General features: G+C 65.6%; 17 protein-coding genes. 14 read left to right on the top strand and 3 right to left on the bottom strand.

All coding sequences use genetic code 11. The features are described from left to right. The first annotated feature begins 452 nt into the window (after window positions 1–452). The 14 genes from ACH4F2_RS03255 (at window position 453) to ACH4F2_RS03190 (ending at window position 11,801) form a co-directional block, all read left to right on the top strand. Entirely contained in the window at window positions 453–1,193 is a 741-nt protein-coding gene (locus tag ACH4F2_RS03255) for a hypothetical protein (protein WP_398130977.1), read from the top strand. 92 nt (window positions 1,194–1,285) lie between these two features. After that, window positions 1,286–1,456, top strand: a complete 171-nt coding sequence (locus ACH4F2_RS03250) for a hypothetical protein (protein ID WP_398130976.1) — start codon at window positions 1,286–1,288, stop codon at window positions 1,454–1,456. A 51-nt stretch (window positions 1,457–1,507) separates the two neighbouring features. After that, a complete protein-coding gene (locus tag ACH4F2_RS03245) occupies window positions 1,508–1,813 on the top strand; it encodes a hypothetical protein (protein WP_398130975.1) in 306 nt (101 codons plus the stop codon). A gap of 2 nt (window positions 1,814–1,815) precedes the next feature. Beyond that, a complete protein-coding gene (locus ACH4F2_RS03240; protein WP_398130974.1) occupies window positions 1,816–3,066 on the top strand; it encodes an enoyl-CoA hydratase/isomerase family protein in 1,251 nt (416 codons plus the stop codon). 41 nt (window positions 3,067–3,107) lie between these two features. Continuing rightward, entirely contained in the window at window positions 3,108–4,028 is a 921-nt protein-coding gene (locus ACH4F2_RS03235) for a hypothetical protein (RefSeq protein ID WP_398130973.1), read from the top strand. 180 nt (window positions 4,029–4,208) lie between these two features. Continuing rightward, window positions 4,209–4,787, top strand: coding sequence for a hypothetical protein (locus ACH4F2_RS03230; RefSeq protein WP_398130972.1), 579 nt, complete (start codon window positions 4,209–4,211; stop codon window positions 4,785–4,787). Window positions 4,788–5,573: 786 nt separating this feature from the next. Next, window positions 5,574–6,245: a hypothetical protein gene (locus tag ACH4F2_RS03225; RefSeq protein ID WP_398130971.1), complete on the top strand. Its 672-nt coding sequence runs from the start codon at window positions 5,574–5,576 to the stop codon at window positions 6,243–6,245. A gap of 59 nt (window positions 6,246–6,304) precedes the next feature. Beyond that, window positions 6,305–7,327, top strand: coding sequence for a hypothetical protein (locus ACH4F2_RS03220; RefSeq protein WP_398130970.1), 1,023 nt, complete (start codon window positions 6,305–6,307; stop codon window positions 7,325–7,327). Between the two features lie 279 nt (window positions 7,328–7,606). Further along, on the top strand, window positions 7,607–7,900 hold the full coding sequence (locus ACH4F2_RS03215; protein ID WP_398130969.1) for a WXG100 family type VII secretion target: 294 nt from the start codon (window positions 7,607–7,609) through the stop codon (window positions 7,898–7,900). 4 nt (window positions 7,901–7,904) lie between these two features. Next, window positions 7,905–9,266, top strand: coding sequence for a hypothetical protein (locus ACH4F2_RS03210; RefSeq protein WP_398130968.1), 1,362 nt, complete (start codon window positions 7,905–7,907; stop codon window positions 9,264–9,266). A 58-nt stretch (window positions 9,267–9,324) separates the two neighbouring features. Beyond that, window positions 9,325–9,708, top strand: a complete 384-nt coding sequence (locus ACH4F2_RS03205; RefSeq protein WP_398130967.1) for a hypothetical protein — start codon at window positions 9,325–9,327, stop codon at window positions 9,706–9,708. Window positions 9,709–9,742: 34 nt separating this feature from the next. After that, window positions 9,743–10,351, top strand: a complete 609-nt coding sequence (locus ACH4F2_RS03200; RefSeq protein ID WP_398130966.1) for a hypothetical protein — start codon at window positions 9,743–9,745, stop codon at window positions 10,349–10,351. After that, window positions 10,348–10,950, top strand: coding sequence for a hypothetical protein (locus tag ACH4F2_RS03195; RefSeq protein ID WP_398130965.1), 603 nt, complete (start codon window positions 10,348–10,350; stop codon window positions 10,948–10,950). The genes ACH4F2_RS03200 and ACH4F2_RS03195 overlap by 4 nt, the downstream gene beginning before the upstream one ends. Before the next feature lie 212 nt (window positions 10,951–11,162). Next, window positions 11,163–11,801, top strand: a complete 639-nt coding sequence (locus ACH4F2_RS03190; protein ID WP_398130964.1) for a hypothetical protein — start codon at window positions 11,163–11,165, stop codon at window positions 11,799–11,801. Between the two features lie 303 nt (window positions 11,802–12,104). Here the strand turns inward: ACH4F2_RS03190 and ACH4F2_RS03185 are convergent, their stop codons facing one another. The 3 genes from ACH4F2_RS03185 to ACH4F2_RS03175 all read right to left on the bottom strand — a co-directional run bounded on the left by ACH4F2_RS03185 (window position 12,105) and on the right by ACH4F2_RS03175 (window position 14,063). Next, complete coding sequence (locus tag ACH4F2_RS03185; protein WP_398130963.1) at window positions 12,105–12,674, bottom strand: hypothetical protein; 570 nt, start codon at window positions 12,672–12,674, stop codon at window positions 12,105–12,107. A 416-nt stretch (window positions 12,675–13,090) separates the two neighbouring features. Continuing rightward, entirely contained in the window at window positions 13,091–13,684 is a 594-nt protein-coding gene (locus tag ACH4F2_RS03180) for a hypothetical protein (protein WP_398130962.1), read from the bottom strand. Beyond that, the gene (locus ACH4F2_RS03175) at window positions 13,677–14,063 is read right to left on the bottom strand and encodes a hypothetical protein (RefSeq protein WP_398130961.1); all 387 of its coding nucleotides are present in this window, start codon (window positions 14,061–14,063) and stop codon (window positions 13,677–13,679) included. Before ACH4F2_RS03175 ends, ACH4F2_RS03180 begins: the two co-directional genes overlap by 8 nt. Window positions 14,064–14,085 lie beyond the last annotated feature (22 nt).

Raw genomic sequence — 14,085 nt, 5'->3', positions numbered from 1 at the left:
CACTCCACCCGTGCCCGCCCGACCGGTGGCGTCCAGGGACATCCCCTGACGCACCCGCCCGACCTGGGCGAATAAGCAGCAGCGAGGCGAGTGTCAAGCCATCGCACCGTATCAGCAGCACATAAGCCCCTCAAGGCGCGCCCGCCCCTTCGAAGCACACCCCACCCACCGTTATTCATCTGCAACTGCGCGACCGGGCAACCCCTTTGAGGGCCACGCCGTGAGCCACCGACCCAACTGTGCGCGTGCGAATCCCGAGCCGCCACCACCGAGCACCGCCTCCGTGCTGTTCGGCACGGCGCGGCCACGATGCCTGCACGATTCACTCACGAGGGAACGGATCGGCCGTGCCATGATCTTCGCTCGGATCAGTGAGTCGGGGAGGCCCGAGGACGTTCTTCTCGGGTTCCGTACCAGGCAGCTGCCCCTCCCCCACCGTTGAGGAGTCCCCCATGAAGCGCGCCACGTCAGCCGCCCTCTCCGCTCTGACCCTGCTCTCCCTGGCCGCGCTCACCGCCTGCGGCGGGGACTCCGGTCCGGACGCGGACCCGGCGGAGAAGCCGGCAGCGACCGCCTCACAGGAGAAGCAGACGCTGGAAGATCAGCTGAAGCAGTTGGTGATCACGGAGGCGGACGTGAACGGCATGAAGGTGTCCGACGCGGACGTGGCGACCTCCGACAACAGCGACTTCGCCTTCGCCAAGTCCCAGCAGGAGGTCACGGTCGACAAGCCCGTCTGCGCCCCGCTGGCCCACGCCATGAACCAACTCCCCCTCGGCGAGCCGCGGGCCGACCTCACGCGTTCGGTCAGCTCGTCGCTCAACGAGCCCTTCACGTACGTGATGCTCACGACGTACGAGTCCGGCAAGGCCGAGTCCGCCCTGGCCGCACTGTCCGAGGCGGTGGACGCCTGCGCCGGGGGCTTCACGGCCGAGGCCAACGGCAACACGAGCACGTACGACTCCGTGACCGCCGAGAAGCCCGCGGTGGCGACCGGCGACGAGCCCCTCGCGTTCCGGTCCGGGCTGACATTCCGGGGCGTCCCGCACACCGTGCACACACAGGCCGTACGCAGCGGTGACGTCCTGGCCGTGTACTACTCGGTCGACGGCATGGCCATCGCCAACGGCAGGCCGAGCGACGCGAAGCTGAACGCGACGGTGGTGAAGGCGCAGAACGCCAAACTGGGCTGAGAGAGGGCGGTTTCGCGGCAGCGAAGCGCCCTCAGTAGAGTCCCCCGGGCAAGACTCACGACCGGGGACAGGGGCACGGGGGGGGGCGACCGGTGACCACACTCACTGCGGCTGGACGGCCGCCGACCGACCGCACCGCAAGCGGCGTGCTCCGCCTGCTGCTCACCCTCTGCGGCATCACCGCCCTGCTCCGGGCAGCCACGTTGTCACGAGGAGCGCCGGTCATTGATGACCGGTTCGCGCTGGCGAAGCACGGCGATTGATCGATACGGTCAACAGGCCCGCACCCACCGCCCGCAGACACGGAATGGCGCATGAGTGACCTGACGCTCGACGACACCATCTTCCACCATCTGAAGACCACGTTCTCCACCATCAGCGACCGCATGGAGTCCACCCGCCGGACACTGCGCGGCACGGACGCCTCGGCCGTCGGCGAGGCGAAGCTCGTCGAGGACGTCCAGGACTTCGCCGACGAGTGGGGATACGGCATCAAGCAGCTCGGTAAGCACACCCACGGGGCCGTGAAGATGATCAACACCATCGGTGACGCGTTCGGCAAACTGGACCTGGATCTGGCCGCGTCACTCAAGACCCCCCGGGCGGAGAAGGGCGAGTAGACGTGGCCGGCACGCGCCCTGCTTTCCCGCACATAGGCTGGGATCCGACGCCTGGCGACGTCTACGACACCCGCGAGATCGCAAAGAAGCTCGGCAGACTGGCGAGCGAACTCGGCACGGCGGTGAAAGAACTCGAACGCATCGAGTGCGGGGCCTGGAAGGGCAAGACCGCGATCGCCTTCACCGAGTACGTCGGCGAGGACGTCACCCCGCTTGTCCGCAAGAGTTTCGAGTCCTTCGACAAGGCTTCGCGGGCGTTGCACCGCTGGGCCGATGACCTGGATGGCTTCCAGGGCGAGGCAGACCGGCTCGAGAAGTCGGCCGGAGAGAAACTCGACGCCAGGGCCGACGCCGAGGCCAAGGCCGACGGCAAGGGCAGCAAAGAGCTCGGTGAGGCGTCCAGCGCGGTCGACGGGATCATCCAGAAGGTCCATGACCTGGAGGAGCGGTACAAGGAGGCGGCCCGCGCGATCAGCAAGGAGCTGGACAAGGCCGCCGACATAGCCCCCAACGAGCCGGGCTTCTGGGACAAGCTGGGCCAAGGCATCGCCGATGCCTGGGACGCCACCGGCGAGTGGTTGAAAGAGCACGCTGACCTGATCAAGGCGATCGGGGACGTGCTCAGCAACATCACGGCGGTGCTGGGCCTGCTGGCGATCGTCACCCTGCCGTTCCCACCGCTTGCCGCGATTTTCGGCACGGCCGCGCTCATCGGCGCCGGGCTGTCACTGGCGACCCATGGAGTGGCCAAGGCGGCAGGAGCGGACGTCAGCTGGGCGACCCTGGGACTCGACGCGCTCGGGCTGATGCCGGGCATCGGGATGTTCAGCAAGGGCATCAAGGTGGCCGGGAAGACCGCCGATATCGCTGAGGGGGCCGCAAAGGCAAAGGTCGCCCTGCTTGGAAAGGGGTTCCAGTACACCGAGCTCGGCAGCTCCCGCATCCTGATGGCTTTCGGCAAGAACTCGGAAGGCCTGACGGGCGGCCTGGGAAAGGCCGGCCTGGTGAAGATTGGCGGTATGTCGAGAAACGTCTTCGAAGTTTCGCACACGGGTAGTGGGCTGGCTTCACGTATGGGCGGCCTTGTGAGCGCGGGGTACCACGAAGGACAGTGGCTGGGCACCAAGGGGATCAATACCCTGTTCAAGGGCAACATGGATCCGCTCAGCGCTCTCGGCAGGACGATCGACGGCGGTCTGAAGATCGCGCCGAAGATCGCCACGCCCATCGGCCAAGTGGTGTCCGGAGATTGATTGCGGTAGCAGGGGGTCTACATGAGGAGGCACTCACACCGATGAACATCTGGCAACCGGACCCCGGTGAGAAACTGGTCGCCCGTGCTCCCGTGGCGTTTGCCACCGGCGCTGCACCACGCGTCAAGGGCATGCGCTGGTTCCGGGACAGCGAACGTCATGACATCCAGGGGGAGCTGTCGGGCTGGCCCGACGGCCCGACCTTCACCACGCGATCCGTCGGTAACTCTCGGGTCCAGAATTCGATGAGAACAGCAGCCAAAATCGCAGGCGTGGCGGTGATGGCCCTGCTCAGTTCCGCGGGAGGCAACATCAGCGGCGGCAGCGTCGTGGCGTCCGAAGACGGTACGGACACTCCCGACGTTCCCGCCGACGAAGTCGAGGACTTTCCGGTGATGTGGGCGGACCCCATGACGATCGCCCGCACCCTGCCCTGGCAACTCGATCCTGGCCGCATGACAGAAAAGTACAATGCCACCCACCTGATTGTCACGGACCGCAGGATGGTCGTGGTCCTTCTCCCTGTCTGCGGGGATGACTTGCAATCCATTGAAGACGACGAGATCTGGCAGTGCCGGCTCGCCGACGTCGAGGATGCGGCACCCCGCAATTTCAAGAAGGGTGAAGACTTCGTCATCACTTTCGTGGACGGGTCTTGGTGCAGACTGGCCTCCAATGGGCGTCGGCAACTTCTGCGCTATCTCGCGCCCCCTCGTGAACTTATCCATCTGGACACTCTGCCGCCTCAGCAGAGGCAAGCCATTACAGATTTCGCTGCGGAGAAGAATATTCCGGACTCGGTTTCTGCGAACATCACCCGCAACCCGACCGGCCGGATCCGGGTCGAGTTCCTTCCACTCAGCCGTCTTACGGCGGCATTCGGCGCTACTGAGGTCCGCGTGACGTTGGACTCCGACGGGAACAGGGTCGACATTGACGACTACCTTCCCGGCGACCTCTGACCCCCAGCACTCCAGACGTTCCTGAAACGAGCGCACAAGTCTATGTCGCCATATTCCGAACCCGAAGTTCCGGCCCCGTCCTCCGCCCCTCCGCCCATTTGGTTCCTCACACCTGACGGCTTCTACGCGCTGCCGCTCGCTGAACGCCCCGATGACCGCGCCGAGCGGGCAGCGGTCTTCGTGCGCGACCTCTACTCACGTGGCGACGAGGCGATCTGGGAGCCCTCAGCGCCGTACTTCGCAGGGCTGGCCGAACTCCTGGGGGACGCCGGTGTCTCCTACGCCGCGCTAGGCCTGTTCTCCACTGCCGAGGAGTCACTCACCTCGGTCGGCGATACAGCCGGACACGAGCCCACCGAGGGTGCCGCCCAATGCGCCTTCACCCTGGCCGCCGTCCCGACGGGCCACGGGGCCACCGAGACCGACACGGTGGCTCAGGGGATCGTCGCCACTCTCTCGAAGCAGCCCCACGACGAGGTCCGTTGGCTGGACCTGCCCTGCGGCCCAGCCGTTGCATGCATCACCTGGCGCCAGTACGGGATCAGTCCAGAGGCAACCGCCGACGGTGAAGCCACCGATGTCGTCACCGCACAGATCCAGGTCCACGTCCCCTTCCCGACGGGTCCCTTCACTGCGGTCTTCACACTGCTCACGGCATATGTAGATCATTGGCCGGAGTTCTGCCACATGCTTGAGGCCATTCTCCAGACCGTTTCATTCGTGGACCCGGTGGGCGAACCACATCCAGAGACACGTTGATCCGTTCCGAGGACGAGGCCGAGGCCGAGGCCCGAGACGATGAGCGGGCGTCGTGAAATCCTCCCTCTCACGTGAATCCTCGACGGCAACGCTTCTCGGCTCGTACGCGCCCATACGTCATGACCCGGCCGAGCGCGGCCGCACCATTCGCATGGCGCCGCGCGGCGCCTACGTGGAACGCAAACACGCCCACTACGCACGCGTACCGGCGGCGATCCGATGACCCGCCCCGCCCGGCGCATGTGCGCCCGCTGCCAGCGCACCACGGACGAACCGGTTCTGCTCCACGAGGTCCACGCCGCCACCGGCCCCAGCTTCGACGTCTACGCACGCCCCGAGTGCGCCCCTCACTACCCGCCGATGACGGACCCACTCGAGATCCTCGACGCCGCGGCTCGCCGCCGCTCCCGCCTGACAATCCGCGTCTGCGACGTCAACACGGACGGGGCCGCGACCGTCTCCACCCTCAAGACCGAAGCCCACGCCGGCGACCCCGCCGAACCAATCCCCTGCACATCGGCGCACCCACCCCGCGCCTGCGCGAGGTACCGACCGCCCCCTCAACGGGCGGAGCACCAACAGGACCGGTCACGGGTCCGGACGCAGCACGTCGCTGCATCCGGAGCCGTGCCCCGTCTGGGCACAATCAGGACACAGTGCAACGCCACTTCGACCCAGACACCCGAAATGCCCTACTTCTCGGGATAGTTCGCTCTGGCGAAACCAGCAACCTCATCGATAGCGTCTGTGCTCTTGACTGAACCTTTGTCTCACGGGGAGTCCACTGTGAAGCGCCGCTCTTTGCCCGTCACTGCCGCACTGGCCACCGCGGCAGCCCTGCTGCTGACGGCCTGCGGGAGCGGGGACGAGAAGCCCAGCGACAACGACAAGATCGCGGGGGCCGACCAGGGAACGGAGACACCCAAGGAGTCGGCAGAGCCCTCAGCGGCGCCGGCAGAGGACAAGCCGGACGGCGTGGACCTCTCCCTGCCCAAGGACATGAACCTGGTCTTCGACTGGGACAAGCCGAAGGACGAGAACGAAGCGGCCGCGATGGACGATGCGGCGAACTACCTCCGCGCCATCTACCGAGGCGTCGACAAACGCACGGCCGAGGATGCGTCCGTAATCGCCTATTCCACGGGCGAGGGGCTGCACTATGCGAAGACCCAGATCGACAGCCGAGTGGAGGGTGGCTGGACCGCAACCGGCACCCGCCGCCACTACCAGGCCACTACCCGTTCCGCACCGAACGGCAAATCAGTAGAGATCGCCTTCTGCGTTGACTCCAGCAAGTTTTATGGGAAAGAAGTCGAGACTGGGAAGGTCCTGAAGAGCGAGCCCAGCATCGCCGACTACGACCACTTCAGGATCATCATGACCAGGTACCCCACAAGTGAGGACCTGTGGCAGGCATCCAAGGTGTTCGTCGAGACAAAGGCGGAGGACTGCCGGTGAACCGGTCGCGACGTGCAGCGATCAACACAGGTGCTGCCTTCCTGACACTCGCCTTCTGCATGGTGATTCTCGCGGAGCCTGCCTACTCGGCAGAGCCGACGGGAAACGACCAGGGCGCCACCACCAACCAGAGCGGCGGCAGCGACAACACCGGCATCTACGCCGCCGCCCGCATCCAGTACTCCGGATCCGTCGCCGCCGACGGCGGTACAGGAAACGTGACTTCCGCCGACGTCAGTTGGGACCCGCCACCCTGCTGGTACGCCCCCTACCTCGGCGCCAATGACTTCAAGAAGAAGATGTCCACGGAACTGAAGAAGGCTGCGAGCGCCCCCGGTATGGCCGGGCACGCAGGATCGGCGATCGGCCAGACGAAGGCTCACTACGAAGACGAATTCAGTTGGGGAGAGAATCCCGGCTACAAGGACTACAACGTCGACAAGGACGGCGAGGGAATGTTCTGGGCCGGCGTCGAGAACCCCAACGAGCCCGACGTCCTCAAACGAGGCTCCTGCACCGACCTCCCCTTCTGGGTCGACAACGGCGAGGCCCCGCCGCCACGGTACGAGCAGGCCATCACCCCGGAGATACTGGCCGCCCTCGCCTACCAGCACATGGAACTTCCCGACACCGAGGTCACCCTCGCACCGGCCCAGGCCACGAAGGTGAACCTGCCGACCTGGGCCTGGCTCGACAAGGCGGACTTCCACGAGGTTCAGGCCACGGCGGCCATCAACGTCCCCGGCTTCGCCCTCCAGGCCACGACCACCGCCAAGCCGGTGTCGCTCAGGCTGGAACCGGGCACGGAGGACGCCGAGACCTACCCGGCCTCCGGCGAGTGCACGATCAACGACGACGGTTCCATCGGTGAGCCCTACGCCCAGGGCAAGGCCGACCAGACCCCGCCCTGCGGCATCAAGTACCTCCGCTCGTCCGGAGACGGCACCTTCGATCTCCAGGCCACCATCACCTGGGAGATCGCCTGGACCGGCACCGGCGGCGCGGGCGGCGACCTGCCCGACGGCACCTTCGAGAACGCACAGGCCGTCACGGTCCAGGAAATCCAGGCAGTCAATCGCTGATGAGATCCGCAGGCCTCGCAAAGACCGAGAAGACGCGACTCGGCCTTGACGCCGAATGTGCCGCCTGGTGCCGGGTCAGCAGGTTTCCCGTTACCGATCGCGACACGGACAGGACACGACCACGCTGGCAAAGCACCGTACATCCCACTTTGTCAGCGATCTCGGAGAAATAAGCTGTGGCGAAGCCGATAACCCCACCACCAGCGACAGTCGTCTTGGCCGACCCTCTGCCCAAGGGCGCCCGCCACAGCATGATCAAACACGGGGGAGGGAAGTTGCATGGGTGAGCCGGATCTGACGGTCGACTACGACTTCCTCGCAGACTGCGAGCGCAAGCTCAGCCAACTCAAGAAGACCTTCAAGGACATCGAGAACCGCCGGGACGACATGAAGGAACACTGGGGCTCCGGTTCCGTCGCCGGTGCCATGGAAGACTTCGTCGACAACTGGGACGACTACCGCACCAGGCTCGTCGAGTCCATCGAATCGGTCGGCAAGCTCGTGGCAGGCACCAAGAAGGCGTTCGAGGATCTCGACGACGAGCTGGCCAAGGCGAACAAGAAGAAGAAGTGACGCCATGACACCGACATCCAAGCGCCGCCCGGTGGACTGGCAGCCGCTGTGCGAATCCGATCCCGTTCCCGGCGATCCGGAGGAGATACGTGCCGAGGTCAAGCACATGGTCTCGGTGGCCAAGAAGCTCCGGGACCAGGCCAAGAACCTCAAGGCGATCAGCGACGACGAGACCCTCAAGGGCAAGTACGTAAAGACCCTGCGCGACGAGTCCTCCACTCTGGAGAAGCACATGCGGGAGGTGGCCGGACGGTACGAGCGCGTGCACGGCCATCTGACCAAGTGGTCGAACGAGCTGGAGGACTTTCAGAGCGACGCCGACAAACTCCTGCGCCAGGCCAAGGAGAAGCAGGAGGAGGTCGAGGCGGACAAGGCAAAGAAGGCGGCCTCGGAGGACAAGGACGTCCCGCACACATCCCCCAGCGGCACCAGCCCCGCCGACGACCCCATCCAGCCGTACCGAACCCTCCTGCACACACTTACTGGCGACCGGACCACTCGCGCCAACCACTATGCCGGGAAGATCCGCGACGAGATCGATGACGTTATCGAGGATTCGTGGTGGGACGATGTCAAGGGATGGGTGCACGACAACGCGGACTGGATCAAGACCGTCCTGGATGGGCTCGGGTGGATCGCGACCATCGCCGGGATCGTTGCCATCTGGATTCCCGGACTGAACCTATTGGTCCTCGGTATCGCCGTACTCACCATCCTGACCAGATCCCTGCTGGTCGCCTCCGGTGACGCGTCCTGGACCGATTTGGCCTTCGACGTCGGCGGCCTGCTTCTGATGGGCATTGGCCGAGGCGGCATCAACGCGCTCAAGGGCGCCAACAAGGCCGCCTCCACCGCCGCGCAGACAAGCAGGACCGCAGGCCTCAAGGGAGGGCTCCGCTCCCACAGGGGCATGCTGAACGACCTGAGCCGGGCCATGGCGGGCGCGCAGGACGACGTTTCCCGGAAGTTCTTCTCCGATCTGCGGCACTTCACGCTGAAGAAGATTTCGAGGGAGGCCGGCCTGGTCACAAAGGGGCCCACCCCGGTCTCGACGCTCTCCAAGTGGAAGCACCTGGGGGACGACGAAGCGGCGGGTCTCCTGGGGCAGCTACGCGCGAACAAGGGGGTCTTCCCCGGCGCGGTGTCGAGCGGCACCACCGCACTGGGAAACCTGGGCTACGGGGCCGCCATGACCGCCGGGTACGGTGGTATGGCCGTCGACGTCATGGACAAATCGCTGAGCAAGAGCGACTCGATGGGATGGTTGGCCGAACACGATCTGCTTCCCGGCGACAAGCCCTACAACGAGGACTTCAACACCTGGAAGGAGAGCGGCTGGATGCCGGCACCGGACACTCACTGGTGATCGCTCGGACAGGGCGCCGGTGAACGGTAGGACGCACGCGGCAGGAAGAGCGGGAGACATGGCAGGCTCGGTCAGAGAACAGTTGGGTACAGGCGCGAACTTCAGGGTTCGGGTGACCATCATCGGCGCCCTGGCGTCGATCGTCCCGTTGATCAGTATCGCGCTACTTCTACCCGATTCCGGCCGGGACGTCCTGTTCTGGATCTACTGGATCCTGCTGGCGGGCTGCCTCGTACATCTGCTCTGGATCCTGATCAAGAACCCGGTGCCCAGCGCCCGGCCGCCGCTGCTGACCCGCGACCTCGCCATGGGCTGGGCCCTGCTGTTGCCGAGCCTTTTCACCTCCTTCTGGCCGGGCATCGTCGGAGCCCCGCTGTTCACCGTGCTGGTCGGTGCGACGTCGGTCGCGGAAAGGGTCCGGAACCGCAGTGCCGCCTCGTGAAAACGCCGTGGACGACCGGGAGGCAACGGACTCCGTGCGCATCCCGACCGGCTTCAACCTCGTTCCGCCGCCCGGCTGGGACACCGTTCCGCTTCAGTCCGGCACGAAGGAAGCGATCCAGCGGATCGTGCGCACCTCCGTGACACAGCTCCCCGCCGGCTTTCCGAAGGACGACATCCCCAAGGCCAGGATGCAACTCGTCAAGGAGCTGAAGCAGACAGTCCGCAAGGCCCGCGACTCCGACGGGCTGACGCTGTATCTCCCCGTCGAGCGCGTGCACGGGATGCTCATCCCAGCCTCCCTCATCGCCTCCGCACCGCTGGGCTCACCGGCGGGCAACGCGAAGCACGAGTCGGTACTGGTCGGCCTCGCCCGGGACGCAGAGGATGCCTCGGTGCGCGAACTCGACGGTACGGCCGCCGTCCGTACCCTGCGCAAGCTGCCTGCCGACCCGGACCGGGGCATCGAGGTCCCCTCCTGGCGAGTGCAGTACACCGTGCCGATTCCGCACAGCGCCCCGGCCAAGTGGCTGACGTTCTCCTTCAGCACGTTGGTCGTCCCCGACATGGATACCGAGTTCACCGAGACACTGGTCGAACTGTTCGACGCCGTGATGACCACCTTTCGCTGGAGCCACACATGATGATCGTCGACACCGACGCGGACCCGGGACTCTGGTTCCACATGCCCCTGCGGCTCGGCAAGTCGGAGTTCGCCCAGTGGCTGGACCTCCAACTGGAGGCGACCGGCCTGCTCCACCGGCGCAAACTCACCTGGCGCGAGAAGCGGCAGATGAAGAAGTATCTGGAGGGCTCGGCGGCCATGCTGGGCCACCGCGTCGAGGCCGACCAGGCGTTTCTCTTCGGACCCATGCCCCCGCAGGCGGCCCCGCTGGTGTTCTTCGCCAAGCAGTTCGCCTGCGACGAGGAGCACAGCGAACTGCACCTGAGCATGCTGGCGGAGCCCGACCCAGGGACCGCGGAGGCCAGCGAGCGAGTGGAGACGGCGCCCTTCGACTCCCCGCACTTCGGCACCGGCCTGCGTTGCCTGCGTAGCTGGACGGCCCCCGAAGGACATCTGATGCTCTCCGTCAGCTACGCGTGGAACGACCCGTCCAACAACATCGACCTGCTCCTCAAGGGCCACTACGACGACCCGGCCCTTCTGGAGACATCCTTCGACGCGATCGACGACTTCGCCAGGAGCGTTCGGCTGCGGAAGGCGTCCGAGGAGCAGGGCTGACCGAGAGTTTGACTCCCGGATCAGGGCTTGCGTCGATGTTCTCGGCTGGTTACCGACGGCTGCAGCATTCCTGACGTTGCCCTGATCGCGCCCGGCTCGGATCCCGCCTTCTACGACACCCTCGTGGAGCTGTTCGATGCTGTGATGGGCACCTTCCGCTGGAGCTATGCCTGAAGGCTCACTTTTACCGTGCCCCCTGAAAGAGGCCACTCATGTCCGAAGGCACCCTGTGGAGCACCGACCTCGGGGCACTTCATGTCGATACGGATGCCAGTAAGGGCCTTTGGGGCTACCTCTGGCTCCAGATGGACAAGAAGACCTTCAAGGAATGGCTGGACGCGACTCTGGCCGACCTGGCCGCCATCCACGGCGTCGAACTCACCCGCAAACTCCGTCGATTCCACAAGAGCTTCTACGAGCAGACGATCGTCACGCTCCGGGACAAGCTCCAGGCCGACGAGGCGTTCATCTACCACCCCGTTCCCCTGACCTACATGCCGCTCGTGATGCACGCCACCCGCACCCACTGCGAGGCCCGTGATGCGGCCTCCTGCGAGGGAATCACCGCGCTCACGGTGCCGCACCCGGAGATCCCCGAGTGGCAGCAGCGAACCGGAAGCATCCCGTTCGCCTCTCCACACCTGGGCGCGGACGGGGTCCGGGTCACCCGCTCCTACCCCGCGGACAGCAGCATCATGATGACCTCGGTGACGTACCACTGGCACACCCCGCCCGGCCTCCCCGACGTCCTGCTCCGCGGGCACCACGACGATCCGGAAGTGTTCGCCGCGGCCATGGAGCCGCTGGACGACTTCGCGCGGACGCTCCGGCTTCCCGGGGCAGCCCATTGACCGGCGCCGCCGGGGCGCATTCAGGCGGTGAGCTGCTCTCGGCTCCGGGGAGTTCTTCGGACGGGCTGCCTACGCCCCCTCGGCCCTGATCAGGGCATGGTCGTGCATGGTTCTGCGGCATTCCGCAGGCCCGTCCTGGAGGTCAAGTGTGGTCTGGTGAGCTCATCCAGTGGGCACATCCGTCGGCGCACGACCGCTTCCAGGTCAGCTGTGAGAGCCGGCCGCCTGTCGAGTACGACGGGCTGACCGCGGCCGACACCCGCCATGGTGGTATCAGCTCGGTGTGTGCGGCCTGGCTACTCGCTAGGCCTCTTCCCTAGCGGGCATGGGACGTTCGGGCGCCTCCGGGAAGAACTTCCGCGAGCTGGCGTACATGCCGTAGTAGGGGTACGTGCGCGGAATGTCGGCACCGCCCTTGCGAGCGACACCGACGATCTTTCGGTACAGGCGAGCCCGGCAGCGTACATTCCTCACCACGGGGTCGAGAAGGGTACGCCGCCGTACGAGGTAACCAGCGATGATCGCACCGCAGACGATGAAAGCGTCCACGGCAATAAAGGTGATCTGGAACTGACGCGACTTCTGAGATGCGACGAGATCCCAGAAGGGCCAGGCCCCCACACCGAAGACGAACAGCGGAACGACGAGCAGACAACCGAGAAGGCTCGCCTTCTCCGTGTCCTCGCGCCGCTGGAAGAGCATCCACTGCACCACCTCGTCGTCGAGGAAGTCGAAGCGTACCTCCCGCCCAAAACGCTCAGCCGCGTCCTTGGCCGCAGGAACAGCCGCCACGACCGACGCCGGCACCATATTGTGGACAGTGCCCTGGTCGTCGACGAACGTTCCGGGTTCCAAGGCGTGGTAGTCGCTCACGGGTCATCTCCTTACTCAGCGGGGACCAGCGCAGTGTGGAATGAGCCTTCTCCATCCTCCCACTGAAGTGGCGAGATGAAGCGTGAGCATGGCCTGGACCGGGTGTCTCCCAGCGGCCCCAGAATGGGAGGCGGACCGTGCCCCGGGCGCCCCGGTACTCCTTGCCCGCCGCCCAGCACGTGATGCCTGCGTTGGCGAGAGCGTCGATGACGCCGTGCTCACGGGCGGCCCGGACGTCATGAACGGCGACGTCGCTCAGGCGTCTGCTGTGAGACGCGACATGGTGACGAACGCCGATCCACAGGGAGAGATGGATGTAGCGCCACGGCGCACGCACGCCCCTGCATTGTCTGCGGATGCTTCGCCGCCCGGCAAATCCGCTACGCGATCCAGTGAAAATCCCTCGGCCGGGCTCGTCAGAGGTCCACCGTCAGCGTCTCCGCAATGCTGTCCGCGGCTTCCTCCATCACCTCCGCAACCCCCGGCACAGTCCACGACATGAGCATCATCAGCGCAGACTCGGCACCGGTCGGCACAACCCCGTATGTCAGTGTTTCCATGACAATCCTCGGCCTGCGACGTAAACGAGCACCGGAGGCGAAGTTCTGTCTGATGCGCACGGCAGGGCCGATCGGCAGGTCAGTACGGGAGATCTTCGGGGGACCGAAATCGTCGGCGCTGAAGGTCTCTGCCAGCCAGTCGAGAGTGATCTTCGGGACCGTGTCGTCGGGATAGATCAGGTCGACTTCCAGGATCGCGAGGGCAAAGTCGAAACCGTCGGGGTAAAGGGCAAAGGCGTAGAAGGGTTTGCGGCTTCGGCTGTCCTCGGCCCTGGACCGCAGATCCCTCCTCAGAGTCGTCTTGTCGATGTCGTAGCCCTCTGCCTTGCTGCGGTCCCGAAGCTCCGCCGCAGTGGTCTTCGACCAGCTCCGGACATCGTCCGACGGCTCGATCGGGAGCGGCACCCAGTCGTTCGGGGTCACGATGCCGACGGCACTGATGTCACTCACCGGTGCCATCACCGCCCATCCACGTCAGCGATCCCGCCACAGCGTCGAAGAGCTCAACCATGGCGTCGGCGATCTGCACCAGGGGCGTGGAAAAGGTCATGAGCAAGTGGGCCTCGGTTCCTGGCACCGGCAGTTGGTAGTCGAGCGTGATCGCAGGCAGCGCTTCCTCAGCTTTCCCGGGCAGGCCGGCGGGCGGCGCCTGATCAGGCCCACCTGTTGCTCGGCGAACGCGTACGGCTGTTCCCGCGGCGAGTTCGACGACCTCAACCTCTGCCTGCCCGTCGGACGCCAGCCGAGTGGCAAGGTCCTCAAGACTCAGGGTGGTTCCGCTGGACGAGGCCGGCAAGAAGGTGACCAGGAGGGAGGCCGGAATCGTCAAGGGTCCCGCTTGCTGCAGGCTG

Source organism: Streptomyces sp. NPDC017890 (assembly GCF_044328675.1).
GTDB lineage: Bacteria > Actinomycetota > Actinomycetes > Streptomycetales > Streptomycetaceae > Streptomyces.
Note: the sequence above shows the minus strand (reverse complement) of the source record. Positions and strands in the feature narration are given on the sequence as shown.

Excerpts from the sequence above, each read along its gene's own strand:
- ACH4F2_RS03235 (WP_398130973.1), top strand. The coding sequence starts at position 3,108 with ATGAACATCTGGCAACCGGACCCCGGTGAGAAACTGGTCGCCCGTGCT.
- ACH4F2_RS03220 (WP_398130970.1), top strand. The coding sequence starts at position 6,305 with ATGGTGATTCTCGCGGAGCCTGCCTACTCGGCAGAGCCGACGGGAAAC.
- ACH4F2_RS03205 (WP_398130967.1), top strand. The coding sequence starts at position 9,325 with ATGGCAGGCTCGGTCAGAGAACAGTTGGGTACAGGCGCGAACTTCAGG.
- ACH4F2_RS03255 (WP_398130977.1), top strand. The coding sequence starts at position 453 with ATGAAGCGCGCCACGTCAGCCGCCCTCTCCGCTCTGACCCTGCTCTCC.
- ACH4F2_RS03215 (WP_398130969.1), top strand. The coding sequence starts at position 7,607 with ATGGGTGAGCCGGATCTGACGGTCGACTACGACTTCCTCGCAGACTGC.
- ACH4F2_RS03195 (WP_398130965.1), top strand. The coding sequence starts at position 10,348 with ATGATGATCGTCGACACCGACGCGGACCCGGGACTCTGGTTCCACATG.
- ACH4F2_RS03210 (WP_398130968.1), top strand. The coding sequence starts at position 7,905 with ATGACACCGACATCCAAGCGCCGCCCGGTGGACTGGCAGCCGCTGTGC.
- ACH4F2_RS03245 (WP_398130975.1), top strand. The coding sequence starts at position 1,508 with ATGAGTGACCTGACGCTCGACGACACCATCTTCCACCATCTGAAGACC.
- ACH4F2_RS03190 (WP_398130964.1), top strand. The coding sequence starts at position 11,163 with ATGTCCGAAGGCACCCTGTGGAGCACCGACCTCGGGGCACTTCATGTC.